The following is a 24,094-nucleotide window of genomic DNA, read 5'->3' as shown; positions in this document are numbered from 1 at the left end:
CGCTACAGGCTCGCGTCATGGCACACACAGAGGGTCCGGCATTCGATCCCGCGCGGTTCATCGACGCGCTTGCCGGTCGTCATCACAGCGGCCTGCTCGCCCTGCGCTATGAACGCCACGGCGCCGACTGGGTAGAATTGTCCATCCCCCATGCCGAACACCTCGTCGGCGATCCGGAAAACGGCGTGCTCGCCTCCGGCCCGATCCTGGCGATGATGGACATGGCGACCAGCATGGCGATCTGGGTCAGGAGCGGCCGCTTCCGCCCGCAGGCGACGCTCGACCTGCGTGTCGACTATCTGCGCCCGGCAACGCCCGGCCACCGGGTGACCGGCCGCGGCGAATGCTATCGACTGACCCGATCGATCGGCTTCGTGCGCGGGCAGGCGCATGACGGCGATCCAGACGACCCGGTCGCCCATGTCGTCGGCACCTTCATGTTCATGGCGAGCATGGGATGAGCATGGCGCTGCCCCCCTACGCGTTCAGCCTCGGCCTGACCGTCGAGGGAGAGGAGAACGGCGCGCCGGTGCTGGTGATGCCGTTCGCGCCGCCAGTGATCGGCCGCCCCGGCTTCGTTCACGGCGGCGCGCTCGGCGGGTTGCTGGAAATGGCCGCGTTCGGCGCGCTGCGTGCCCGCTTTTCCGGCGACGATCACCCGCGGTTGAAGCCGATCAACGTCTCGGTCGAATATATGCGCGGCGCCCGCGAGCGCGAGACGCGCGCCGTCGGCATCGTCACCCGCCTCGGCAACCGCATCGCCAATCTGGAAGCCATCGCCTGGCAGGACGACCGCGCCCGCCCGGTCGCCACCGCCTGGATGAACGTGCTGATCGACCGGGACTAGCCGCGCCGCCCGTCACCCATCGATCATCGTATCGATCCGGGCATTGACCAGCCCGCCGTCGACTGTGACGGTATCGCCAACCACATAATCGCCGGCGCGGCTGGCCAGATAGACCGCCGCCGCCGCCAGATCTTCCGGCCGGCCGATCCGCCCGGCGGGGATCGCCTTCGCCACCGCGTCGCCATGGTCGCGCGCCGCCTTGTTCATGTCCGACCCGAAAGCACCGGGGGCGAGCGAGGTCACGACGATGCCGTCGGCGATCAGCCGCGCCGCCATCCGCCGGGTCAGGTGGATCAGCCCGGCTTTCGACGCCTGATAACTGTAGGTTTCCCACCCGTTCAGCCGCTGACCGTCGATCGAGCTGATGTTGATCACCTTGGCGGGGCGGCCGCCGGCTGCGGCGGCCTTCAGTTGCGGGTACAGCGCCTGGGTCAGGAAGAACGGCGATTTCAGGTTCAGGTCCATCACCTTGTCCCAACCCGCCTCCGGAAAGCTCTCGAACGGCTCGCCCCACGCGGCGCCGGCGTTGTTGACCAGTATGTCCAGCCGCGGCTCACCCCCCGCCAGCCGCGCTGCCAGCGCCTTGCAGCCTTCGACCGTCGACACGTCCTGCGGCAGGGCAATGCAGTTCGGCCCCAGCTCGGCGGCGGTCGCCTCGCAGGCGTCGGCCTTGCGCGAAGAGATATAGACCTTCGCACCCTGCGCGATGAACCCCTCGGCGATCCAGCGGCCGATGTTGCGCGATCCCCCGGTGACCAGCGCGACGCGCCCCTCAAGGCTGAACAGTCCTGCGATATCCATGGCAAACCTCCGCGTTTTCGGGGGCTGTGTCGACCGCGCTTGCCGTTCTCGTCAAGTCGCAACGCCGCAACGCCGCATTCCGTAGCGGCGGATGGCTGGCCGTTGACGGCGCCCGTCCCGGCCATATTCTCAACCGTGAGAACAGGAGAGGACCGATGCGATTCACGGGCAAGACGGCGGTGGTGACAGGGGCGGCGTCCGGCATCGGCCGGGCGACCGCGTTGCGCTTCGCCCGCGAGGGCGCGCAGGTGATAGCCGGCGACATCGACGAAACCGGCGGTGCCGCGCTGGTGGCAGAGGCGGAGGCACAGGGCCGCATCCGCTTCCAACGCACCGACGTCACCGCCGAAGCCGACATCGTCGCGCTGCTCGCCGCCGCCGACGGGCCGGACATCCTGTTCAACAACGCCGGCGCCGGCGGCCAGCGCGGCCGGATCGACGAGATCGACGCCGTCGGCTGGGACGCGACGATGGCGCTTCTGCTGCGCTCGGTCGCGCTCGGCATCCGCCACGCCGCACCGCTGATGGCGGCGAGGGGCGGCGGCGCGATCGTCAACACCGCGTCGATCGCGGCGACAATGTCCGGCGCGGCGCCGACCGCCTATTCGACCGCCAAGGCCGGCGTCCTCCATTTGACGAAGATGGCAGCGGCCGATCTGGCGCGCAGCAATATCCGGGTCAACGCGGTGCTGCCGGGCTTCATCGTCACCAACATCTTCACCGCCACCCTTGGCCTGACCGGGGCAGTGCGCGATCAGGCCAACGCCGCGATCGCCACCGTCGCCGCCGGTTCCCAGCCCGTCCGCCGCCCCGGCCGGCCGGAAGACATCGCCGCCGCCGTCGCCTTCCTCGCCAGCGAAGAGGACGCCGGCTTCGTCACCGGCACCCACATCCTTGTCGACGGCGGGATGAGCGTCGGCCCCCGGCATAGCTGGGACGCGGATTCACCGGGGTTGTTCGACGCGCTGGAGGCGATGGCCGGGAAATGACCGGCGCGGCCGACCGGGTCCCGCTTGCCACTAAGCTGGCCTATGGTTTCGGCGCCGTCGCCTACGGCATCAAGGACAACGGCTTTCAGGTCTTCCTGCTGATCTTCTACAATCAGGTCGTCGGCCTGCCGGCCGGCACCGTTGGCCTGGTGATCATGGCGGCGCTGTTCGTCGATGCCTTCGTCGACCCGGCGATCGGCGTCGCCAGCGACCGCACCCGCACCCGATGGGGCCGCCGCCATCCCTGGCTCTACGGTTCGGCGCTGCCGATCGCGCTCAGCTGGGTCCTGCTGTGGAATCCGCCGCCGGCCGACGCTTTTTCGACCCCGCTCTACCTGTTCCTGATCGCCATCCTCGTCCGCACCGCCATCTCGACCAACGAAGTGCCATCGGTGGCGATGGTGCCGGAACTGACCCGCGACTATCACGAACGCACCGCCGTCATCCGCTATCGTTACCTGTTCGGCTGGGCCGGCGGGCTGGCGCTGCTGTTCCTTGCCTATGGCTGGCTGTTCGTGCCGCCGCGCGGCGCGCTGACCGGCCCGCTCGCCCCGCCCGGCTACCATAATTTCGCGCTGGTCGGCGCGGCGGTGATGCTGGTCAGCGTACTGCTGTCCGCCCTCGCCACCCACCGGCGGATGGCGGCGCTGCCCGACCGTGCCGGCGTCAGGGTGGAATCGCCGCGCGCGCTGCTGCGCGACCTTGGCCGCGCCTTGTCCAACCGCGCCTTCCTGCTGCTGATGGCGGCCGGCATCTTCGCCTATGTCAATCAGGGCGTGACATTCGCGATGACCAATTACCTGCTGAACTTCGTCTGGCATTTCGCGCCGCGCGATTTCCTGATCTATGCCGTGGTCCTGTTCGCCGGGGTCGCCGTCGCCTTCTTCGCGGTGACGCCGATCGCGCGCCGGCTCGGCAAGAAACATGCGGCGGCGCTGCTCGCCCTGTGCGCCTGCCTGTTCGCGACGCTGCCCTACTGGCTGCGGCTGGCCGACCTGTTTCCGCTGCCTGGCAACCCGGCGATGCTGCCCGCCTTTCTTGCGCTGGCCGGCGCCGCCACCGGCTGCGGCGTCGCGGTGATGATGCTGACCGGATCGATGATGGCCGACGTCGTCGAAGCATCGGAAGAACGGACCGGACGGCGCGACGAAGGGTTGTTCTACGCCGGTTCGTTGTTCATGCAGAAATGCACATCCGGCCTCGGCATCTTTGCCGCCGGACTGATCGTCGCCGCCGCCGCGCTGCCGGCCGGGGCGGTCGCCGGTACGCTTCCCGACTCGGTGGTCGACCGGATGATGGCCGGATTCGCCGGGGTGACGGTGGCGCTCAGCCTGATCGCGGCCTGGCTGTTCACTCGCTTTCCTTTCGGCCGGGCAGAGCATGAGGCGCGGTTGGCCAAGCTTGCCGTAGCGGCAGCGCCGGCGCCGAAAAAATGACGGATTTCAGGGCTGGCGGACTCGGGCGCCGGCTGACAAGACTGTCGTGAACAGCAGCCGGGAGAGTGTCCGTGGATTTCACCCTGACCGATCGCCAGACCCATTGGCGCGACCGGGTCCGCGCGTTCATCGACACCCATGTCCGCCCGCGCGACGGCGATTATCACGCCCAGCAGGCGGAAGGAGACCGGTGGAAAGTGCTGCCGGTGATCGAGGAGGAAAAGACGCGGGCAAAGGCGGCGGGCCTCTGGAATCTGTTCATGCCGCCATCGTCCGGCCACGCCCCGGTCGACGACAGCTTCGCGTTTGACGGGCCAGCGCTGACCAACCTCGAATATGCGCTGTGCGCGGAGGAAATGGGCCGGATCGGCTGGGCGTCGGAAGTGTTCAACTGCTCCGCGCCCGACACCGGCAATATGGAGGTGCTGAACCGCTACGGCACCCGCGCGCAGAAAGACCGCTGGCTGCAACCGCTGATGGACGGGGAGATCCGCTCCGCCTTCCTGATGACGGAGCCGGGCGTCGCCTCGTCCGACGCGACCAATATTGAGACACGGATCGCCCGCGACGGCGACCATTATGTGCTGAACGGCCGCAAATGGTGGTCGTCCGGTGCCGGCGACCCGCGCTGCAAGATCGCCATCGTCATGGGCAAGACCGATGTCGAGGCGCAGCGCCACGCCCAGCAGTCAATGGTGCTGATGCCGCTCGACGCGCCCGGCGTCACCATCCTGCGCCACCTGCCGGTGTTCGGCTACGACGACGCGCCGCACGGCCATATGGAGATCGCGCTGAAGGACGTGCGCATCCCCGTCGACGCGATGCTGCTCGGCGAAGGACGCGGGTTCGAGATCGCGCAGGGCCGCCTCGGGCCGGGCCGCATCCACCACTGCATGCGGACGATCGGCGTCGCCGAGGAAGCGATCGACAAGATGGCGCGGCGGCTGCTGTCGCGCGTCGCCTTCGGCAAGGCGATCGCCGAACACAGCATCTGGGAACAGCGCGTCGCCGCCGCGCGGATCGACATCGAAATGTGCCGGCTGCTGTGCCTGAAGGCCGCCGACATGATGGACAAGGCCGGCAACAAGGCGGCGCAGGCGGAAATCGCGATGATCAAGGTCGCCGCCCCGCAAATGGCGCTGCGCATCCTCGACGACGCGATCCAGGCGCATGGCGGCGCCGGGGTCAGCGAGGATTTCGGGCTGGCCCGCGCCTATGCCGGCATCCGCACCCTGCGCCTCGCCGACGGGCCGGACGAGGTCCACAACCGCGCCATCGCCCGCCTCGAATTCGGCAAGCATGGCGGGCGAGAGGCGATCGCTGCCGCCAAAGCGGGGGCAGCCCGATGAAGGCCGCGATCCTCACCGCCCCCGGCACGCCGCTGACCATAGAGGAGGTGACGATCGCCGCCCCCGGCCCGCACGAGGTGCTGATCCGCACCGTCGCGGTCGGTGTCTGCCGTTCCGACCTGCATTTCGTCGACGGCGCCTATCCGCATCCGCTGCCGACCATCCCCGGCCATGAAGCCGCCGGCATCGTCGAGGCGGTCGGCAGCGAGGTGACGACGGTGCGCCCCGGCGACCCGGTCGTCACCTGCCTCAGCGCCTTTTGCGGCCATTGCGACCAGTGCGTCACCGGCCATATGGCGTTGTGCACCGACGCCGGCGTGAAGCGGCGCAAGGACCAGCCGCCGCGCCTGACCCTGGCCGCCGACGGCAGCACCGTCCACCAGATGCTGAACCTGTCCGCCTATGCGGAGCAGATGCTGGTCCACGAACATGCCTGCGTCGCGATCGACCCGGACATGCCGCTCGACCGGGCGTGCGTGCTCGGCTGCGCGGTGACGACCGGCGCCGGCGCAATCTTCCACGCCGCCGGCGTCGAGCCAGGGGAAACGGTGGCGGTGGTCGGCTGCGGCGGCATCGGCCTGGCGGCGGTCAACGCCGCGAAGATCGCCGGTGCGGGCCGGATCATCGCGCTCGACCCGGTGCCGGAAAAGCGCGAGCTGGCACTGAAGCTCGGCGCCACCGACGCGATCGACGCCGCGTCCGACACCGCCGCGGCGCAGGTGGTGGCGATGACCAAGGGCGGCGTCCACCACGCGATCGAGGCGGTCGGCCGCCCGGCGTCCGGCGACCTTGCCGTCGGCGTGCTCCGGCGCGGCGGTACCGCGACCATCCTCGGCATGATGCCACTGACCCACAAGGTCGGCCTGTCGGCGCTCGACCTGCTGGCGTCGAAGAAACTGCAGGGCGCGCTGATGGGCGGCAACCATTTCCCGGTCGACATTCCCCGCCTCGTCGCCTTCTACCTGCGCGGCCTGCTCGATCTGGACAGCATCATCGCCGAACGCATTCCGCTCGCCGGGATCAACGACGCCTTCGCCAAGCTGCGCCAGGGCGATTCGACCCGCAGCGTCGTGGTCTTCGAATGAGCGACACGATCCCCGTCGCCGAGCGGGACCGGCTCGACATCGGCCGGCTCGAACGGTGGATGGCGGCCAATATCGCCGGTTTCTCCGGCCCGCTGACCCTTGCCAAGTTCAAGGGCGGCCAGTCCAACCCGACCTACCGGGTCGATACGCCCGGCGGCGCCTATGTGCTGCGCCGCCAGCCGTTCGGCCCGCTGCTCCCCTCCGCCCACGCCGTCGACCGCGAATATCGGGTGATCGCCGCCCTGCACCCGACCGGCTTTCCGGTCGCCCGCCCTTACGGCCTGTGCACCGATCCGGCGGTGATCGGTTCGCTGTTCTACGTGATGGGCCTCGCCGAAGGGCGCAACCTGTGGGACGGCAGCCTGCCCGGCTGCGCGCCGGACGAGCGGCACGGCCTGTATGACGCGATGATCGACACGCTCGCCCGCCTCCACACCGTCGATCCCGCCGCCGTCGGCCTTGGCGACTATGGCCGGCCTGGCAATTATTTCGAACGGCAGGTCGCCCGCTGGACCAAGCAGTATCGCGCGTCGGAAACCGAAACTGTGCCGGAAGTCGACCGGCTGATCGCCTGGCTCCCCGCAACGGTGCCGCCGCAGGACCGCGTCTCGATCGTCCATGGCGACTACCGGCTCGACAACCTGATCTTCGCCGCCGACGAACCGCGCGTCGTCGCGGTGCTCGACTGGGAATTGTCGACGCTCGGCGATCCGCTCGCCGATTTCTCCTACCTGCTGATGAACTGGGTGACGGAGCCGGAGGGCCGCTCCGGCCTCGCTGGGCTGGACCTGCCGGCGCTCGGCATCCCGACGCTGGAGGCGGCGGCGGAACGCTATTGCGCCGCGACCGGGCGTTCTGCCCTGCCGGACCTCAACTGGTATTTCAGCTACAACCTGTTTCGGCTTACAGGCATCGTCCAGGGCATCAAGAAGCGCATCGTCGACGGCAATGCCAGCTCGGCGGAAGCGGAGGCTACGGCGGCGCGGTTGCCGGCGCTGGCGCAGGCCGCCTGGCATTTCGCCGAACGGGCGGGGGCATGAGGAAGGACGGAAAACGGTGAAGCTGGCGGGCAAGGTCGCGATCATCACCGGCGCCGGGTCCGGCATCGGCCGGGCGACCGCACGGCGCTTCGCCGCCGAAGGCGCGCGGCTGGTGCTCGGCGACGCCAGCGATTCGGTGCTGGAAACCGCCGCCGCGATCGGCGACGCCGCGACCGCGCTCGTCATCGACGCCGGCGACGAAGCCGATGTCGCCCGGCTGGTTGCCACCGCCACCGACCGTTTCGGCCAGCTCGACATCGCCTATGCCAATGCCGGCATCTCTGGCGGGCTGACCGGCCTGCTCGATCATAGCGTCGCCGACTGGGACGCCATCCTCCGCGTCAACCTGATCGGCCCGTTCCTGCTGATAAAGCACGCCGCGCCGGTGATGATCGCGGCCGGCGGCGGCGCGATCCTGTGCACCGCCAGCGTCGCCGGCCTGCGCTCCGGCGCCGGCTGCCCGGCCTATTCGGCATCGAAAGCCGGGGTGATCAACCTGGTCCAGACCGCGGCGCAGCAACTGTCCGGTACCGGCGTGCGCGTCAACGCCATCTGCCCCGGCCTGATCCAGACCGGCATGACCCAGCGTGCGTTCGACTATGCCGCCGAAAAGGGCGTGACCGACCGCATCGGCCGGCTCAACCCGCTGCGCCGCGCCGGCCAGCCGGCGGAAGTCGCGGCGCTGGCGCTGTTCCTCGTCTCCGACGAGGCGAGCTATGTCAACGGGCAGGCGATCGCCGTCGACGGCGGCCTGTCCTCCTCCCACCCCGTGACCCGTCAGGAGACGGGCAAGACTGCTGCGTAAGAAAGGAAGCCCATGTCCTCCCCCATTTCCACCGAACGCCACGGCGACGTCCTTGTCATCACGTCGGACAATCCGCCGGTCAACGCGCTCGGCGCCGCCGTCCGCACCGGGCTTGACGCTGCGATCCGCGCGGCGGTCGCCGACGACGCGGTCAAGGCGGTCGTCATCCGCTGCGAAGGCCGCACCTTCTTCGCCGGCGCAGATATCACCGAATTCGGCAAGCCGCCGGTTGACCCCTGGCTGCCCGCGCTGGTCGACACGATCGAGGCCAGCCCGAAACCGGTCGTCGCCGCGATCCATGGCACCGCGCTCGGCGGCGGGCTGGAGACGGCGCTCGGCTGCCACTACCGCATCGCCGTGCCGTCGGCGAAGCTCGGCACGCCGGAAGTGAAGCTGGGCCTGCTGCCCGGCGCCGGCGGCACCCAGCGCCTGCCACGCACCGCCGGGATCGAAGCAGCAGCGGAAATGTGCGCCACCGGCACGCCGATCGGCGCCAGACGCGCCCTCGACCTTGGTCTGGTCGACCGGCTGGCCGGCGAGGACAGCCTGACCGCCGACGCGCTCGCCTTCGCCAACGAAGTGATCGCGCAAGGCCCGCGCCCGACCCGCGCGTTGCCGATCAAGGGCGCCCCGGCCGCGATCAAGGCCTTCGCCGAAGCCAATGCGAAGAAATTCCGCGGCTTCGACGCCCCCGCCGCCGCCCTCGCCTGCGTCGAGGCGGCAACCCGCCTGCCGTTCGACGAAGGCATGGCATTCGAGCGCGAACAGTTCACCAAATTGCTGTTCGGCGCCCAGTCGGCGGCGATGCGCCACATCTTCTTCGCGGAACGGCAGGCTGCGAAGATCGACGGCGTCGACAAGGACATCGCGCTCCGCCCGATCAACAAGGTTGGCGTCATCGGTGCCGGCACGATGGGCGGCGGCATCTCGATGAACTTCCTGACCGCCGGCATTCCGGTCACCATCGTCGAGATGAAGCAGGAGGCGCTCGATCACGGCGTCGGCCTGATCCGCAAGAATTACGAAGCGTCCGCCGCCAAGGGCCGCTTCATGCCGGAACAGGTGGAGGCGGCGATGGCGGCGCTGACCCCGACCCTGTCGTTCGACGACCTCGCCGACTGCGATCTGGTGATCGAGGCGGTCTATGAGAATATGGATGTGAAGAAGGAAGTGTTCGGCAAGCTTGACCGCATCGTCAAGCCCGGCGCCATCCTCGCCTCCAACACCAGCTACCTGAATATCGACGAGATCGCCGCATCGACCGGCCGGGCCGGGGACGTGCTTGGCATGCACTTCTTCTCGCCGGCCAACGTGATGAAGCTGCTGGAGGTGGTGCGCGGCGCCAAGACGGCGCCGGACGTGCTGGCGACGGTGATGGCGCTGGCCAAAAAGATCAAGAAGGTCGCGGTCGTCGCCGGCGTCTGCCACGGCTTCATCGGCAACCGCATGCTGATGCCGCGTCAGGTCGAATCGATGAAGCTGCTGATGGAAGGGGCAACCCCGGCGCAGATCGACAAGGTTCATGTCGATTTCGGCATGCCGATGGGGCCGTTCCAGATGAGCGACCTCGCCGGTGTCGACATCGGCTGGCACCGCGACCCGGCCAGAATCGAGAATATCCGCGACGCGCTCTGCGCCGTCGGCCGCTGGGGGCAGAAGACCGGCAAGGGCTTCTACGACTATGACGACAAGCGCCGGCCCAGCCCGAGCGCGGAGGTGCAGGCGATCATCGACGATTTCGCCGCCAAGGCGGGGATGACCAAGCGGGCGATCAGCGACGAGGAAATCGTCGAGCGCACCCTCTACCCGATGGTCAACGAAGGCGCGCTGATCCTGGCGGAAAAGATGGCGCAGCGCGCGTCCGACATCGATGTCGTCTGGATCTACGGCTATGGCTGGCCGGTCTATCGCGGCGGCCCGATGTTCTGGGCCGATCTCGAAGGCAATGACAAGATTGTCGCCGGCCTCGAAAAGCACGGCTTCACCATCGCGCCGCTGCTGAAGGAAAAGGCGGAGACGAAGGGCCGCTTCACCGCGTGATCCGGCCGGCCGCAGAGCCGGGCGCGATCGCCACCGCCGCCGCCATCGCCGCTGGCAATACCAGCGCGCGAGCGGCGTGCGAGGCGGCGATCGCGCGGATCGTGGAGCGGGACGGGACGATCAACGCCGTCGTCATCCGCGACTTCGATCGCGCCATTGCCGCCGCCGATGCCGCCGACGCGCGGCTGGCGGCGGGTGAACGCGCGCCGTTGCTCGGCGTACCGATGACGATCAAGGAATCGTTCAACGTCGCCGGCCTGCCGACCAGCTGGGGCTTTCCCCAGTTCAGCGACCACGTTCCCGCCGCCGACGCGGTCGTTGTCCGGCGGCTGAAGGCGGCAGGAGCGGTGTTTCTTGGCAAGACTAACGTGCCGACCGGGCTGACCGACCTGCAGACCGACAACCCAATCCACGGCCGCACCAACAACCCGCACGATCCGGCGCGCACCCCCGGCGGCTCGTCGGGCGGCGCCGCCGCCGCGCTCGCCGCCGGCATGATCCCGCTCGAATATGGCTCCGACATCGGCGGGTCGATCCGCACCCCGGCGCATTTCTGCGGGGTGTGGGGGCACAAGAGCAGTTTCGGGCTGGTCTCGTCGGAAGGCCACGCCTTCCCGCGTACCGATGGCGCGCCAGTCCCGCTGGGCGTGGTTGGCCCGCTCGCCCGCAACCCGGAAGACCTTGCCCTCGCCCTGGCGCTAACCGCCGACATCCCGCCGCCGCCGGCACGGGTGGAATCGCTGGCCGGCGCCCGCATCCTGCTGTTGACCGCCCACCCGCTCGCCCGCGCCGACAGCGCGATCGTCGCGGCGATCAATGCGGCGGGCGATGCCTGCGCGCGGGCCGGCGCCCATGTCGCCGACAGCGCGGCGCTGTCCGATCTGGACGCGATGCACCGCGCCTATATGCGGATGATGAACACCGCCCTCGCCCGTGGCGCGCCGCCGCCCGGCGGCACCGCAACCACCGCCGCCCAATGGTTCGCGATGTGCGACGATCAGGCCCGCTACCAGCGGCAGTGGCACCGGCTGTTCGAGGATTTCGACGCGGTGTTCGCCCCCGCCTGCGGTGTCGCCGCCTTCCCCCACGATCCGGAACCGGACCCGCGCAAGCGCCAGTTGCTGATCGACGGGGAAGCGACGCCGTTCGGCGTGCAGTTCGCCTGGGCGGGCATCGCCGCCTATCCCGGCCTGCCTGCCACCGCAGCGCCGATCGGCACCACGGCGGACGGCCTGCCGATCGGCATGCAGGTGATCGCCGACCTCTATCAGGACCGCACCGCGATCCTGCTCGCCGGCCTCGCGGTCAACGCACTGGGCGGCTGATCCGGGAAACCGCGCGCCGATCCGCGCGCGCCGCCGGCCTACGCCGCTTCCTGCTCCACGCAGATCGCGGCGGCATCGCGGGCGTCGAGCGGCACCGCCAGCAGCGCGCAGAAATGCGGCGCGCCGCCCTCCGCATCGCGGCGGAAATGCCGGCAGTCGGCGCACTGGCCAAAGGCGCGGTAGCCGCGCGCGCCGAGATAAGTCGCCAGCATCCGCGCGAACAGCGGCGCCAGCGCCGCCCGCTCGCCCGCGTCCAGCCCGGCAAGCATCGCCTCCGCCACGCCGTCCCCCGCCTCGGCCAGCGCCGCCTGCCCGCGCTGGGTCAGTGCAAGCCGCACCAACCGCCGGTCGGCCGCATCGCCGGTCCGCGTGACCAGCCCCTTGCGTTCCAGCGCGGCGATCGTCTGCGACACCGTGCCCTTGGTCTGGCCGAGCCAGGCGGTCAGCGCGCCGGGTGTGCGCGAGAATCGGTTCGCCTCCGCCAGGTAGCGCAGCGCCTGCAACTGAACCGGCTTCAACCCGTCGCCATGGCCGTCGCCGGCGATCAGCCGGGCGGCGCGGGTCAACAGGTCGGGCAGGCGATCGGGCACAGCCCAGATGGTATCGACTAAAAACCATTTGCTCAAGTCGAAAGCCTGTGGCATTCGAATGGTATCGAGTCGCTACTTATTGCGCTCGACCAAGGAGAATCCTATGCCCAAGAAAGCGATTTTCTATCATGCCGGCTGCAGCGTCTGCGTCGATGCCGAGCAGGCGGTCGCCGCCGCGATCGACCCGGCGCGCTACGCGGTCGAGATCGTCCATCTCGGCGAAGAGTCCGGCCGGGTTGCGGAAGCGGAGGCTGCCGGCGTCAAGTCGGTGCCGGCGCTCGTCCTCGACGGCCAGCCCTATCACATCAATTTCGGTGCTTCGATCGACGTGCTGAAATAACCGGCCCTGCCTCGGCGCCTCCCCGCCGGGGCAACCGCCCGGTGCCGCTTCGCCGGCTAACGCCGCCGGTAGCGCGGCAGACCGTAGCGTTGCTGCGAAAAGGAGATCATCGCCCCGGCATTGTCGCCGAGCGGAATCGCCGCCGCGCCATAGACGCCGCGCGCGCCGCCGGTGCCGATCATGAAGCCGACTTCGCCGTGAATCCGCCGGTCGGGCCGGTCGATGTCCTCAAACGCGTCATCCTCGACGGCGCCGCCGCCAGCCGCCTGGGCCAGCGCCACGTCGACCTTTTTCTCGCTGCCATCCGCCATGGCCGCTTCGCGCTGTTCCGGCGTCAGGCGGATGACGTGGGCCGGCGCGGCCGTGTCCGGCGCCTCCGCCAACGCGGGCGCGGCGGCAAGCAGGGCGGCAAGGCCAGCGATGGGTAGGACGGAACGCACAGTCATGGCAACGGTCCTGCCCCTCCCATTCTGACCGGCGCCTGAACGAAACGCACTGATCGCGTCGTCGCGTCAGCTCATCGCAAAGCGGCGCATCCGTTAACCCGGCGCTCTTTCCTCCCGGCGCCTGTGCCGCCACACCGATTGTACCTCGAAGGGGCGGGCATCTTGATCACCGGTTCGATTCGCACGTTTTTCTGCGCTGTGGTTCTTGCGACATCCGCCGTGGCGGCCACGCCGGCCATGGCGCAGTTTTGGCAGTGCGCGCCGTTCGCCCGCTCGATCTCCGGCATCGACATCCGTGGCAACGCCGGCACCTGGTGGGCACAGGCGGAAAACCGCTACGAGCGCGGCCAGTCGCCGCAGACGGGCGCCGTCGTCGTGCTGAAACCCTATGCCGATATGCGCGTCGGCCATGTCGCAATGGTCAGCAAAATCGTCTCGGCGCGCGAGGTGCTGGTCACCCATGCCAACTGGTCGCGCCGCGGCCAGGTCGAACGCAACGTCCGCATGGTCGACGTGTCTGATAGCGGCGACTGGAGCCGGGTCCGCGTCTGGTATGCCGGATCGGGCAATCTCGGCACCACTGTCTACCCGACCTATGGCTTCATCTACGCGAAGGACGCGCCGGCCGCAGCCGACGCGCCTGCGCCGCAAATCGCCTCCGTCCGCATGGCGGATATCGGCGCGACCATTCGCGCTCTGCGCTGATCAGTCGCAGACGCGCACCCGCCGCCAGCCATAGCCGTCCCACTCACGGTCCCACCAGCAGCGGCCATAGTCGCGGTAGTAGGGGCCGGGCGCATAGTAGCGCGTCGGCGGCGGCGCGTAGCTGTACCCGTAACCGCCATCGTAATACCTGCCGCGATCGCGCGAGGCGAGCGCAGAGCCGACCGCCAGGCCGAGGATGCCGGCGCCGATCGCCAGCCCCGCCCGGTCACCGCGATAACCACGATAATGGTGGCTATAGCCGCCATGGCCGCCGTAATAACCGCCGCCATAACGCCGCGCTTCGGCCGGTGTCGTTGCCGCTACCATCGCACCGACAGCGACGGCTGAAAGCGCGACCTTCCCCATCCAAGATTTCATCGCTTGTCTCCACCTGAGCAGTACCCGACGAGCGGCGGCGCGACTCGCACGCTGTCCTGTCGTCTTATGCACTATCGCGCAGGCCGGCTGAACCGGCGGCGAACCAGCCGTTAAGCTGCAATTCAACCGGCAGCGGCGGAGCGGGGCGTCTGGCGGATACGAAAACAGGGCGGGGAAAGGCCGCGATGCCCCTCCCCGCCCCGTTCATCCATTCGCGGTCAGGCAGCGAGCGCCGCCGGGCGACGCGTGCGGCGCACCGCGCCGCCGACCAGCGCAAAGCCGCCGATCATCATCGCCCAGCTCGCCGGTTCCGGCACCGCATTGAAGCGGACTTCGGACAGGCCGGACGAATAGGTGGTATAAATCGTCCCCTCGGCATAGTTGTTGAGGATGTCGATCTGGACGTAGCGCGCGTCGCCGCCGATCGCGAAACGCTGCGCCGCGATCGGCGTGCCGTCCGGCGCCCGGTCCATCCGGCCGCTGAACACTTCGGCGAAGCTGACCCCGTCAAGCGAGGTCAGGATGCGGAAGTCCTTCACCCCGCGATCGAGGGTGGAAATGACCGGCGTGTTGGTGCCGAAATTATACTGCCAGATGTCGGCGCTGGAGAGCGTGTAGACGGCGCCCAGATCGAAGGTCAGCAGCGCCTGCGCGGCACCGTCACCCTGATTGGTCATCCACATATTGGCGAAATTGGCGTCGTGCAGGCCGCCGGTCAGGCCGCTACCGTCGATCAGGTTCCCGGCCTTGTAGACGCCGCCATGAGCCTGGGTGCTGGACGCGGTGACGCCGACCGGCGTGACGACGACGGCCGATGCGGGAGCGGCGGCAGCCAGCGCGGCGGCAGCCAGAACGAAACTGGACTTGAGCATGATCGATATTCCCCGTGAAGAACTGGACCCGTCCGTTCTGCCGGCATGCGGCAGCGGACAGCGCCCTCCTTCCATCGGGTGCTGACAGTTTGATGACTGCGCCGGTAACCATGCTGTCACGCGGCGTGGGCATGGCGCGGCGATTCGTCGTCCCGAAACGGGACGATCAGGCCGCCTTGGCGCGCGACGCCCGCTTGCGCTCGTGGGGGTCCAGATGGCGCTTGCGCAGCCGGATCGACTTCGGCGTCACCTCGACCATTTCGTCGTCGTCGATATAGGCGATCGCCTGCTCCAGCGTCAGCCGCCGGGGCGGGGTCAGCCGGATCGCGTCGTCCTTGCCGCCGCTGGCGCGGAAATTGGTCAGCTGCTTCGCCTTCATCGGGTTGACCTCCAGGTCATCCGGCTTGGCGTTCTCGCCGATGATCATCCCCTCGTAGAGCGGGTCGCCCGGCGCGACCATCAATATGCCGCGCTCCTCCAGCGCGTTCAACGCATAGGCGTTGGCCTCGCCGCCGCCGTTGGAGATCAGCACGCCGTTCTTCCGGCCCTCGATCACGCCCTTATACGGCCCGTATTTCTCGAACAGCCGGTTCATGATGCCGGTGCCGCGGGTGTCGGACAGGAACTCACCGTGGTAGCCGATCAGCCCGCGCGACGGGGCGGAAAAGGTGATCCGCGTCTTGCCGCCGCCCGACGGACGCATGTCGGTCAACTCCGCCTTGCGGATCGCCATCTTCTCGACAACGGTGCCCGAATGCTCGTCGTCGACGTCGATGACGACGGTCTCATACGGCTCCTGCCGCACGCCGCCTTCCTCGCGGAACAGCACACGCGGCCGGCTGATGCCCAGCTCGAACCCCTCGCGGCGCATCGTCTCGATCAGCACGCCAAGCTGCAACTCGCCGCGGCCGGCGACCTCGAAACTGTCCTTGTCCGCCGCCTCGGTGATCTTGATCGCGACATTGCTCTCCGCCTCGCGCAGCAGGCGGTCGCGGATCATCCGGCTGGTCACCTTGGTGCCTTCGCGCCCGGCCATCGGGCTGTCGTTGACCGCGAAACGCATCGACAGCGTCGGCGGGTCGATCGGCTGGGCATGCAGCGGCTCGCTGACACTGACGTCGGCAATGGTGTTGGCGACGGTGGTGTTGGTCAGTCCCGCGATCGAAATGATGTCACCGGCGCCTGCTTCCTCCACCGGCACCCGCTCCAGCCCGCGGAACGCAAGCAGCTTCGACGCGCGGCCGGTTTCGATGATATTGCCGTCACCGTCGAGCGCGTGGACCGGCATGTTCAGCTTGACGGAGCCCGAATGGACCAGCCCGGTCAGGATGCGGCCGAGAAAATTGTCGCGGTCGAGGAGGGTGACGAGAAACTTGAACGGCCCGTTCGGGTCGGCCTTCGGCGCCGGCACGTGGCGGACGATCGTTTCGAACAGCGGCGCCAGCGTACCTTCACGCACATCCGGGTTGTCGCCGGCATAGCCGTTGCGGCCAGACGCGAACAGCACCGGGAAATCCAACTGTTCGTCGCTCGCCTCCAGCGACACGAACAGGTCGAACACCTCGTCCAGCACTTCCTGCGCGCGGGCGTCGGAGCGGTCGATCTTGTTGACGACGACGATCGGGCGCAGGCCCAGCGCCAGCGCCTTGCCGGTGACGAACTTGGTCTGCGGCATCGCCCCTTCGGCCGAATCGACCAGCAGGATCACGCCGTCGACCATCGACAGGATACGTTCCACCTCGCCGCCGAAATCGGCGTGGCCGGGGGTGTCGACAATGTTGATCCGGGTCTTGTTTCCGGACTGGTCGTCCCACTCGACCGACGTGCACTTGGCAAGGATGGTGATCCCGCGCTCGCGCTCCAGATCGTTCGAGTCCATTACCCGCTCTTCGACGCGCTGATTGTCTCGGAACGTGCCGGACTGGCGGAAAAGCTGGTCGACAAGGGTGGTCTTGCCATGATCGACGTGCGCGATGATGGCTACATTGCGAAGGCTCATTCAGAATTCCGATGGTGCGCGAAAAAGCGGGCGGTCGCGCATAGCCTAAATGGTGCGGCGCGGAAAGGGGCGCATTTATTGTCGCATCTCCACCAGCGCATCGCAACCCGATCGGTGCTATAAGCGGGGACGATGACTCGCCTCGCCCTGCCGTTGCTCCTGCTGCCGGCCCTTGCGCTGTGCGGTGCCGACACGCCGACCAGCGCCCAGCGCCAGCTTACGAAGGACATCGCCGGCCGCACCGCCGGAAAACCCGCACGCTGCGTACCCACCGCGAACGGCGGCGAAGCGTTGCGGGTGATCGACAATCAAACGCTCGCCTATCGCGACGGCCGCACCCTGTGGGTCAGCCGGCTCGACGCGCCCTGCCCCGGCCTCGCCCCGGCGCGAACCCTGGTGACCGAGACATTTGGCGGCCAGTATTGTCGCGGCGACCGCTTCTACTCCCTCCAGCCCGGTTCGACGATGCCCGGCCCGTTCTGCCTGCTCGGCGAATTCACCCCCTATCGCCGCCCGCGCTAGCCGCGTGGGGGCTTTTGTTTGAAGCGGCGCCAGCCCTCTCCCCCCTCGACCGACACACCACCGCCTTCCACGAACGCGCTTGAACGGGCGACCAAAGCGCCTAATCTTGGAAGAAACGCGGGCAGGAGCACCCATGGCAAGCACCCCAACCCATACGGCGGAGGCCGATCTCGTCCTCACCGCCCCCGATCCGGTTCCCGCCGTCGCGCCGGAAAAGGCCGCCGGTCTCGTCCCGCTCGACAGCGGGCAGAAAAGCGCGCTCGACCAGAAAGTCTCCGCCTTCGTCGACGACCTGATCGCGCAGGACGTCAACAGCCCTGAATTCGGCAAGCGGGTCGATTCGATCACCGCGCTCGGCCAGAAGGAAATCCGCGCCGCCGCAGGGGAGAGCAACCGCTTCCTGGACCGGCCGGTACGGGCGATGGATCAGGAATCGGGCGTCGGCAACGACCTGCTTCAGCTTCGCCAGACGATCGAGGATCTCGATCCGTCGCGGCGCGGCAACCTGCTCGCCCCGAAGAAACTGTTCGGCATCATCCCGTTCGGGTCGAAGATGCGCGACTATTTCGACGGCTACAAATCGGCGCAGAGCCACATCGCGACCATCCTGACCCGCCTCGCCGGCGGCAAGGACGAGCTGCTGATGGACAATGCCGCGATCGCGGTCGAGCGACAGAAGCTGTGGGCGGCGATGGGCCGCCTCGAACAGATGATCCACATGTCGAAGACGCTCGACGCCCAGCTTGAGGACAAGGCGAACGACCTCGACGCGACCGATCCGGCCAAGGCCAAGGCGATCCGCGAGACCGCTCTGTTCTACGTGCGCCAGCGCACCCAGGATCTGCTGACCCAGATGGCGGTCAGCGTGCAGGGCTATCTGGCGCTCGATCTGGTCAAGAAGAACAATGTCGAGCTGATCAAGGGCGTCGACCGCGCGTCGACCACCACCGTCTCGGCGCTGCGCACCGCCGTCACCGTCGCCCAGGCGCTGACCAACCAGAAGCTGGTGCTGGAACAGATCACCCAGTTGAACACCACCACCGCCAACATCATCGATGGTACCGGCAAGATGCTGAAGGAGCAGACCGGCCGCATCCATGAGCAGGCGGCGTCGGCGACGATCCCAATCGAGGTGCTGCAGCGCGCGTTCCAGAACATCTACGACACGATGGATTCGATCGACACGTTCAAGCTGAAGGCGCTCGATTCGATGAAGACGACGGTCAACACCCTGTCGGCGGAGGTCGAGAAGTCGAAAGGCTATATCGCCCGTGCCGAGGGCGCGGAGCAGGCGAAGGCGCTGCCGTCCGGCCCCGATCCGTTCGGCGCGCTGGAGCAGGCGGGGTAAGGACCGGCCTTGGTCGACAGCGACAGCATCATCCGCCACGCTGAGGAATTCATGCGGCGCGTGTCGCCGGAAGGGCGGGCACGGGCGCGTCGCGCCCGCGAGCGCCGCCGCCGGGCGTTCTGGCGGGTGGCGCGGCGGCTGTTCGGCGCCACCGTCGCGATCTTCCTCGCCGCGATCGTCGCCGGGCTTGTCCTCGGGCCGATCGGCGACACCGGCGTTCTCGTCACCGCCCTCGCCCTCGTCCTCACCTGGGGTACAGTCATCGCCTTTTCCCGTCGCCCGGAACCGAGCGCGGAGGCGCTGGTCCAGACCGACCTCACCCTGCTTCCCGGCCGCACGGAGGAATGGCTGGAACGCCAGCGCCCGGCGCTACCCGCCCCCGCCGCCCGGCTGGTCGACGGCATCGGCGTCCGCCTCGACGCGATCGCGCCGCAACTTCAGGGCCTCGACCCGCGCGAACCGGCCGCCGCCGAAGTGCGCCGCCTGATCGGCGAGGATCTGCCGGAACTGGTCAAGGGCTATCAGCGCGTGCCCGCCAGCCTGCGCCGCGAGGGACGCGACGGCCCCAGCCCCGACGCCCAGCTCCTCGACGGGCTGAAGCTGGTCGACAGCGAACTGGCGCGGATGACCGAGCAGCTCGCCGCCGGCGACCTCGACGCGCTCGCCACCCGCGGCAAATATCTGGAACTGAAATATCGCGGCGACGCGGATATCCGCGAACCGTAAACCCCACCGGGTCGGATCAGCCGGCGGGCTGCTCGACCGCCGATGGCGCGGCGGCGGCGGAATCGGCATCCGTATCGGGCGCAAAACCCAGCACGACAATGGCGACAAGCGCGAAGCCGGCGGCGAAATGCCGGAACAGATCGGAACGGAAAAAGGTGGTCACGAAATGGATTCCCGTCTTGCGGCCAAGCGTCACGCCACCGCCTAGCCGCGAATCGATGACCGTTCGCTTAACCGGCTGGTTGGCATTGGTTCAGCGGCCGCGTCAGCGCAGCGCGGCGCAAGCCTGCTGAATGCGGGTGCACGCCTCGGTCAGCACCGCTTCCGACGTCGCATAGCTGACGCGGAAACCGGGGCTGAGGCCGAACGCGCCGCCATGAACGGCAGCGACCCGCGCCTCGTCGAGGAAATAGCTGATCAGTGCCTCGTCACTGTCGATCACCACGCCCTTCGGCGTCGACTTGCCGATGCAGCCGGCGGCATCGGGATAGACGTAGAAGGCGCCTTCCGGCGTCGGGCAGACAAGGCCGGGCGCCGCGTTCAGCATGCCGACGACCAGGTCGCGGCGCTTGCGGAACGCTTCCTGCCGCTCCTTCAGGAAATCCTGCGGGCCGTTCAGCGCCGCCGTTGCCGCGGCCTGCGCGATCGAGCAGGGGTTGGACGTCGACTGCGACTGCAGCTTGGCCATCGCCTTGATCAGCCAGGCCGGGCCGCCGGCAAATCCGATCCGCCAGCCGGTCATCGCATAGGCCTTGGAACAGCCGTTGACCGTCAGCGTGCGGTCGTAAAGGTCCGGGCAGACCTGGGCGATCGTCGCGAACGCATAGTCGGCATAGAAAATATGCTCGTACATGTCGTCGGTCAGGATCAGCACGTTCGGATGGCGGCGCAGCACCTCGCCCAACCCTTTCAGGTCATCCGCCGAATAAGCAGCGCCGCTGGGATTGGACGGCGAGTTGAGCAGCACCCAGCGGGTGCGCGGGGTGATCGCCGCCTCAAGCTGCGCCGGGGTGATCTTGTACTGTTGGTCCGCCCCGGCGGCGATGATCACCGGCGTGCCGCCGGCGAAGGCGACGATGTCGGGATAGCTGACCCAGTAGGGCGCGGGAATGATGACCTCGTCGCCCGCATCGACGGTCGCCACCAGTGCGTTGAACAGCGTGTGCTTGCCGCCAACGTTGACGCTGACCTGGTTCGCCTCATAGGTCAGGCCGTTGTCGCGCTTGAACTTGGTAATCACCGCCTGCTTCAGCTCGGCGGTGCCGTCGACCGGGGTATATTTGGTCTTGCCGGCACGGATTGCCTCGATCGCCGCCTCCTTGACGAAATCCGGCGTGTCGAAATCCGGTTCACCCGCCGACAGGCCGATCACGTCGACGCCCTGGCGCTTCAGCTCGAACACCCGGCCGGTCATGGCAAGAGTGGCCGACGGCTGAATGCGATCGATCGCGGCGGAGAGGCGGGGCATGGCGTTTCCTTATGTTGCGGCGCGGCGGCGCTATAGCGCAACGACACGCGCGGGCAACAGGCCGCGAAGGGCATTTCCGATCAAAAAGCCGTCGGTGAGATCGGCGGGCGTCAAATCCGCCTCCACCGCCCGGCCGCTATCAAGCAGATCCTGCCGCAACACCCCGGGGAGCAAGCCGCGCGTGGCGGGCGGGGTCAGCAGCCGGTCGCCGCGCGCGACAAACAGGTTCGAATAGCTTCCCTCAGTCAGGAAGCCGTCGGGATCGACAAACGCCACCTCGAACGTGCCGGCGGCGGTGCGGGCAGCGGCCAGGAAACCTCGGTCGCTGGTCTTGTGGCGCAGGCGGATATCAGCCGGGGGAACGGGCAGCGGTGCCAGCGCGACGTCGACGGGCCCGACAGGCGCGACTGGCGCGGCCCGCGCCTCCACCGCCAGCGCGCCGTTGGCGGCAAGCAGCAACCGCACCCGCGCCGGATCGCGCAGGCGAAAGGTGGCCGCCTGCAATTCGTTGCGCGCCTGATGCCGGTCGAACGGAAAGCCAAACGCCTCGGCGCTGGCCTTCATCCGCGCCAGATGGCGGTCGAGGCGGAGCAGGCCGTCGACCGGATCGAAGGCCATCGTCTCGATCAGGTCGAATCCCGTCGCTGTCGCCACGAACGCTCCCTTGTCCAGACATTCGCGCCATTCGGCCGCCGGTACGCTGTCGGACACGATCCCGGCGCCCAGCCCCAGCGACGCCGTTTGTGCCCCGGCGCGCAAATGGAGCGTGCGGATTGCGACATTGAACGCCGCATTGCCGTCCGGATCAAGCCTGCCGATCGCGCCGGTATAGATTCCCCGCGCCCGGCCCTCGATTGCGGCGATCAGTTCCATCGCCCGCAGCTTCGGCGCGCCGGTGATTGATCCGCACGGGAACAGCGCCGTCAGCGCGTCGACCGCGTCCAGCCCCGCCGCCAGCCGGGCGGTGACCGTCGACGTCATCTGGTGGACGGTCGGGTAGGTCTCAACCGCGAACAGCTGCGGCACGGCGACGCTGCCCGGCCTCGCGACCCGCGCCAGGTCATTGCGCAGCAGGTCGACGATCATCAGGTTTTCGGCCCGCTGCTTCGGGTCGTCGCGCAGGCGGGCGATGGCAGCGGCATCGTCGTCGGTCCGCGCTGCCGTGCCCTTCATCGGCCGCGCGGTCAGCGTGCCATCCTCCAGCGTGAAGAACAGTTCGGGCGACAGTGACAGCACCCAGTCAGTGCCGGTGAACAGCAGTGCACCGTACCCGGCGCGTTGGCGGCGGCGAAGCCCGGCATACAGCGCCCGTGGATCGCCGAGCACGGGCACGGCGGCATCAAAGCTGATATTGGCCTGGTAGATGTCGCCGGCGGTGATCGCCGCCTGCGCCGCCGCGACCATCGCCTGATAGGCGGCGGCATCGACCGCCGGGCGCGGCACCCCGGCCCAGGCGCCGGCCGGGTCGGGCAGCACCGCGTCGGCGTCGACCGTCTCGACCCGGTCGAACAGGCCGAACCACAGCAGCGGCGCGCCGGACGCGCGGGCCACACCGGCCAGCGCCGGTTCCAGCGCGTGCCCCGCCTCGTAAGACAGAAAGCCGACGGCGTGGCGGGACGTCGCGCGCAACCGCGCCAGCGCCGGCGCCAGCTCCTCCGGCCGGTCGGCGCGGATGATCTCCGCCGGCGCGCGGTACAGGCGCGCGCTGCCGCTGGGGCCGGCGTCATCGAGCAGGACAAACGGTTCGGGCAGGGTCACGCCGGCGTCAAAGCCGGATCTGCGCGTGATGGCAAGGGGCGGCGACGGCTTGCGCCGGCGCGCCGGCCACGCCATTTCCGGGCGATGAGCAATCCCCCCCTGAAAGCGGCGATCGTGCCGGTCACGCCGTTGCAGCAAAACTGCACCCTGCTGTGGTGCACCGCGACCAACAAGGCGGCGTTCGTCGATCCGGGTGGCGACCTGCCCCGGCTGCGCGACGCGGCGACCAAGGCCGGTGTCACCATCGAGAAGATCCTGATCACCCACGGCCATATCGACCATTGCGGCGAAGCGGGAACGCTGGCGAAGGAACTGGGCGTGCCGATCGAGGGGCCGCACGAGGCCGACCGATTCTGGATCGCGCGGCTGGAGGATGACGGCCGCCGCTACGGCGTCGACGGGCGGGTGTTCGAGCCGGACCGCTGGCTGGCGGACGGCGATACGGTGACGGTCGGCGACCTGGTGCTGGATGTCATCCACTGCCCCGGGCACACGCCCGGCCATGTCGTCTTCCACCACGCAGCGTCAAAACTGGCGATCGTCGGCGACGTGCTGTTCCAGGGGTCGATCGGCCGCACCGACTTTCCGCTCGGCAACCATCAGCACCTGATCGACGCGATCACCGGCAAGCTGTGGCCGCTGGGCGGCGACACCGCCTTCGTGCCCGGCCACGGTCCAATGTCCAACTTCGCGCACGAACGGCGCAGCAACCCGTTCGTTGCCGATTCGGTACTCGCCGCCGGCTGAGCGGTTACTGCAGCGAGACGCGCGGCAGCGTCAGCATCGCCGCCGGCGCCGACGCCGGCGCCGAACCAATCGTCACCGCCTCGCTAACCCGCCCGCCCGATGCGAAGGGGATGACGAGCGCGCAGATGCCGAGTCCGGCGAGCGTCAACATCGTCACCACCGTGCCGATGACGCGCAGCCGCACCACCCCGTCCATGCCGAAACCGTGGCAGATACGGGCAAGGACATAGACGACGCCGACCGTCCACAGCCACGGGCTGGTTCCTTCCGCCAGCTCGATCAGGCCGATCAGAATCAGCACGATCGGGGTATACTCTATGAAATTGGCATGGGCCCGCATCCTGGCAACGAGCAGGGGGTTGCCACCGTCGCCGATGAAGATCTTTTCGCGTGTGCGGATCTGGCCGCAACGCCAGCCCAGCCAGATGTTGATCAGCGCCGCGGCGCCTGCAATCGTCAGGGTGATCGGCAGGATCAT

The 24,094-nt window shown here is 68.5% G+C and carries 26 protein-coding genes; 16 read left to right on the top strand and 10 right to left on the bottom strand.

The features are described from left to right. Positions 1–17 precede the first annotated feature (17 nt). The gene (locus ACMT1E_RS00685) at positions 18–461 is read left to right on the top strand and encodes a PaaI family thioesterase (RefSeq protein WP_414901569.1); all 444 of its coding nucleotides are present in this window, start codon (positions 18–20) and stop codon (positions 459–461) included. A gap of 2 nt (positions 462–463) precedes the next feature. After that, complete coding sequence (locus tag ACMT1E_RS00680) at positions 464–847, top strand: PaaI family thioesterase (RefSeq protein WP_414901567.1); 384 nt, start codon at positions 464–466, stop codon at positions 845–847. Between the two features lie 12 nt (positions 848–859). Here the strand turns inward: ACMT1E_RS00680 and ACMT1E_RS00675 are convergent, their stop codons facing one another. Beyond that, the gene (locus ACMT1E_RS00675; RefSeq protein WP_414901566.1) at positions 860–1,648 is read right to left on the bottom strand and encodes an SDR family oxidoreductase; all 789 of its coding nucleotides are present in this window, start codon (positions 1,646–1,648) and stop codon (positions 860–862) included. A gap of 155 nt (positions 1,649–1,803) precedes the next feature. Between ACMT1E_RS00675 and ACMT1E_RS00670 the strand changes: the two genes are divergently transcribed. The 8 genes from ACMT1E_RS00670 (at position 1,804) to ACMT1E_RS00635 (ending at position 11,717) form a co-directional block, all read left to right on the top strand. Then, positions 1,804–2,637 (top strand): SDR family NAD(P)-dependent oxidoreductase, encoded by an 834-nt coding sequence (locus ACMT1E_RS00670; RefSeq protein ID WP_414901565.1) that lies wholly within the window; start codon positions 1,804–1,806, stop codon positions 2,635–2,637. Continuing rightward, positions 2,634–4,073 (top strand): MFS transporter, encoded by a 1,440-nt coding sequence (locus tag ACMT1E_RS00665; RefSeq protein ID WP_414901563.1) that lies wholly within the window; start codon positions 2,634–2,636, stop codon positions 4,071–4,073. Before ACMT1E_RS00670 ends, ACMT1E_RS00665 begins: the two co-directional genes overlap by 4 nt. A 71-nt stretch (positions 4,074–4,144) precedes the next feature. After that, entirely contained in the window at positions 4,145–5,422 is a 1,278-nt protein-coding gene (locus ACMT1E_RS00660) for an acyl-CoA dehydrogenase family protein (RefSeq protein ID WP_414901562.1), read from the top strand. Continuing rightward, on the top strand, positions 5,419–6,507 hold the full coding sequence (locus tag ACMT1E_RS00655) for a Zn-dependent alcohol dehydrogenase (protein WP_414901560.1): 1,089 nt from the start codon (positions 5,419–5,421) through the stop codon (positions 6,505–6,507). The genes ACMT1E_RS00660 and ACMT1E_RS00655 overlap by 4 nt, the downstream gene beginning before the upstream one ends. Further along, positions 6,504–7,547, top strand: coding sequence for a phosphotransferase family protein (locus ACMT1E_RS00650; RefSeq protein ID WP_414901558.1), 1,044 nt, complete (start codon positions 6,504–6,506; stop codon positions 7,545–7,547). Before ACMT1E_RS00655 ends, ACMT1E_RS00650 begins: the two co-directional genes overlap by 4 nt. 16 nt (positions 7,548–7,563) lie before the next feature. Then, entirely contained in the window at positions 7,564–8,352 is a 789-nt protein-coding gene (locus ACMT1E_RS00645; RefSeq protein ID WP_414901557.1) for an SDR family NAD(P)-dependent oxidoreductase, read from the top strand. Positions 8,353–8,364: 12 nt separating this feature from the next. Continuing rightward, positions 8,365–10,392 carry a 3-hydroxyacyl-CoA dehydrogenase NAD-binding domain-containing protein gene (locus ACMT1E_RS00640; RefSeq protein ID WP_414901555.1) on the top strand — a complete coding sequence of 676 codons (2,028 nt, stop codon included), beginning with the start codon at positions 8,365–8,367 and terminating at the stop codon, positions 10,390–10,392. After that, positions 10,389–11,717: an amidase family protein gene (locus tag ACMT1E_RS00635; RefSeq protein ID WP_414901554.1), complete on the top strand. Its 1,329-nt coding sequence runs from the start codon at positions 10,389–10,391 to the stop codon at positions 11,715–11,717. Before ACMT1E_RS00640 ends, ACMT1E_RS00635 begins: the two co-directional genes overlap by 4 nt. Before the next feature lie 38 nt (positions 11,718–11,755). Here ACMT1E_RS00635 and ACMT1E_RS00630 read toward each other — a convergent pair whose 3' ends face one another. Beyond that, positions 11,756–12,343 carry a MarR family winged helix-turn-helix transcriptional regulator gene (locus tag ACMT1E_RS00630; RefSeq protein WP_414901553.1) on the bottom strand — a complete coding sequence of 196 codons (588 nt, stop codon included), beginning with the start codon at positions 12,341–12,343 and terminating at the stop codon, positions 11,756–11,758. Between the two features lie 67 nt (positions 12,344–12,410). Here ACMT1E_RS00630 and ACMT1E_RS00625 point away from each other — a divergent pair, with 67 nt between their 5' ends. Next, on the top strand, positions 12,411–12,647 hold the full coding sequence (locus ACMT1E_RS00625) for a thioredoxin family protein (RefSeq protein ID WP_414901552.1): 237 nt from the start codon (positions 12,411–12,413) through the stop codon (positions 12,645–12,647). A 56-nt stretch (positions 12,648–12,703) separates the two neighbouring features. Here the strand turns inward: ACMT1E_RS00625 and ACMT1E_RS00620 are convergent, their stop codons facing one another. Beyond that, on the bottom strand, positions 12,704–13,093 hold the full coding sequence (locus ACMT1E_RS00620; RefSeq protein ID WP_414901551.1) for a hypothetical protein: 390 nt from the start codon (positions 13,091–13,093) through the stop codon (positions 12,704–12,706). A gap of 237 nt (positions 13,094–13,330) precedes the next feature. Here ACMT1E_RS00620 and ACMT1E_RS00615 point away from each other — a divergent pair, with 237 nt between their 5' ends. Beyond that, positions 13,331–13,798 (top strand): CHAP domain-containing protein, encoded by a 468-nt coding sequence (locus ACMT1E_RS00615; RefSeq protein ID WP_414901550.1) that lies wholly within the window; start codon positions 13,331–13,333, stop codon positions 13,796–13,798. Here ACMT1E_RS00615 and ACMT1E_RS00610 read toward each other — a convergent pair whose 3' ends face one another. The 3 genes from ACMT1E_RS00610 to typA all read right to left on the bottom strand — a co-directional run bounded on the left by ACMT1E_RS00610 (position 13,799) and on the right by typA (position 17,047). Beyond that, the gene (locus tag ACMT1E_RS00610; protein ID WP_414901549.1) at positions 13,799–14,176 is read right to left on the bottom strand and encodes a hypothetical protein; all 378 of its coding nucleotides are present in this window, start codon (positions 14,174–14,176) and stop codon (positions 13,799–13,801) included. 218 nt (positions 14,177–14,394) lie between these two features. After that, entirely contained in the window at positions 14,395–15,048 is a 654-nt protein-coding gene (locus tag ACMT1E_RS00605; RefSeq protein WP_414901548.1) for a PEPxxWA-CTERM sorting domain-containing protein, read from the bottom strand. 166 nt (positions 15,049–15,214) lie between these two features. Next, the gene (typA, locus tag ACMT1E_RS00600) at positions 15,215–17,047 is read right to left on the bottom strand and encodes a translational GTPase TypA (protein WP_414901547.1); all 1,833 of its coding nucleotides are present in this window, start codon (positions 17,045–17,047) and stop codon (positions 15,215–15,217) included. 132 nt (positions 17,048–17,179) lie between these two features. Between typA and ACMT1E_RS00595 the strand changes: the two genes are divergently transcribed. The 3 genes from ACMT1E_RS00595 to ACMT1E_RS00585 all read left to right on the top strand — a co-directional run bounded on the left by ACMT1E_RS00595 (position 17,180) and on the right by ACMT1E_RS00585 (position 19,643). Beyond that, on the top strand, positions 17,180–17,569 hold the full coding sequence (locus ACMT1E_RS00595) for a hypothetical protein (RefSeq protein WP_414901546.1): 390 nt from the start codon (positions 17,180–17,182) through the stop codon (positions 17,567–17,569). A gap of 133 nt (positions 17,570–17,702) precedes the next feature. Then, positions 17,703–18,917 carry a toxic anion resistance protein gene (locus ACMT1E_RS00590; protein WP_414901545.1) on the top strand — a complete coding sequence of 405 codons (1,215 nt, stop codon included), beginning with the start codon at positions 17,703–17,705 and terminating at the stop codon, positions 18,915–18,917. A 9-nt stretch (positions 18,918–18,926) separates the two neighbouring features. Then, entirely contained in the window at positions 18,927–19,643 is a 717-nt protein-coding gene (locus ACMT1E_RS00585) for a hypothetical protein (protein ID WP_414901544.1), read from the top strand. A 16-nt stretch (positions 19,644–19,659) separates the two neighbouring features. On the opposite strand, the gene ACMT1E_RS00580 is transcribed toward ACMT1E_RS00585, so the two are convergent. From ACMT1E_RS00580 to pabB, 3 genes are all read right to left on the bottom strand, one after another. Then, complete coding sequence (locus ACMT1E_RS00580) at positions 19,660–19,806, bottom strand: hypothetical protein (RefSeq protein ID WP_414901542.1); 147 nt, start codon at positions 19,804–19,806, stop codon at positions 19,660–19,662. 102 nt (positions 19,807–19,908) lie between these two features. After that, positions 19,909–21,111 (bottom strand): pyridoxal phosphate-dependent aminotransferase, encoded by a 1,203-nt coding sequence (locus ACMT1E_RS00575; protein WP_414901541.1) that lies wholly within the window; start codon positions 21,109–21,111, stop codon positions 19,909–19,911. 30 nt (positions 21,112–21,141) lie between these two features. Beyond that, the gene (pabB, locus tag ACMT1E_RS00570) at positions 21,142–22,869 is read right to left on the bottom strand and encodes an aminodeoxychorismate synthase component I (RefSeq protein WP_414901540.1); all 1,728 of its coding nucleotides are present in this window, start codon (positions 22,867–22,869) and stop codon (positions 21,142–21,144) included. An 84-nt stretch (positions 22,870–22,953) separates the two neighbouring features. On the opposite strand from pabB, the gene ACMT1E_RS00565 reads away from it, so the two are divergent. Next, the gene (locus ACMT1E_RS00565; protein ID WP_414901538.1) at positions 22,954–23,616 is read left to right on the top strand and encodes an MBL fold metallo-hydrolase; all 663 of its coding nucleotides are present in this window, start codon (positions 22,954–22,956) and stop codon (positions 23,614–23,616) included. 4 nt (positions 23,617–23,620) lie between these two features. On the opposite strand, the gene ACMT1E_RS00560 is transcribed toward ACMT1E_RS00565, so the two are convergent. Beyond that, positions 23,621–24,094, bottom strand: coding sequence for an MAPEG family protein (locus ACMT1E_RS00560; protein WP_414901536.1), 474 nt, complete (start codon positions 24,092–24,094; stop codon positions 23,621–23,623).

Source organism: Sphingomonas flavalba (assembly GCF_047553045.1).
In the GTDB taxonomy this organism is placed as follows: Bacteria; Pseudomonadota; Alphaproteobacteria; order Sphingomonadales; family Sphingomonadaceae; genus Sphingomonas_L; species Sphingomonas_L flavalba_A.
Note: the sequence above shows the minus strand (reverse complement) of the source record. Positions and strands in the feature narration are given on the sequence as shown.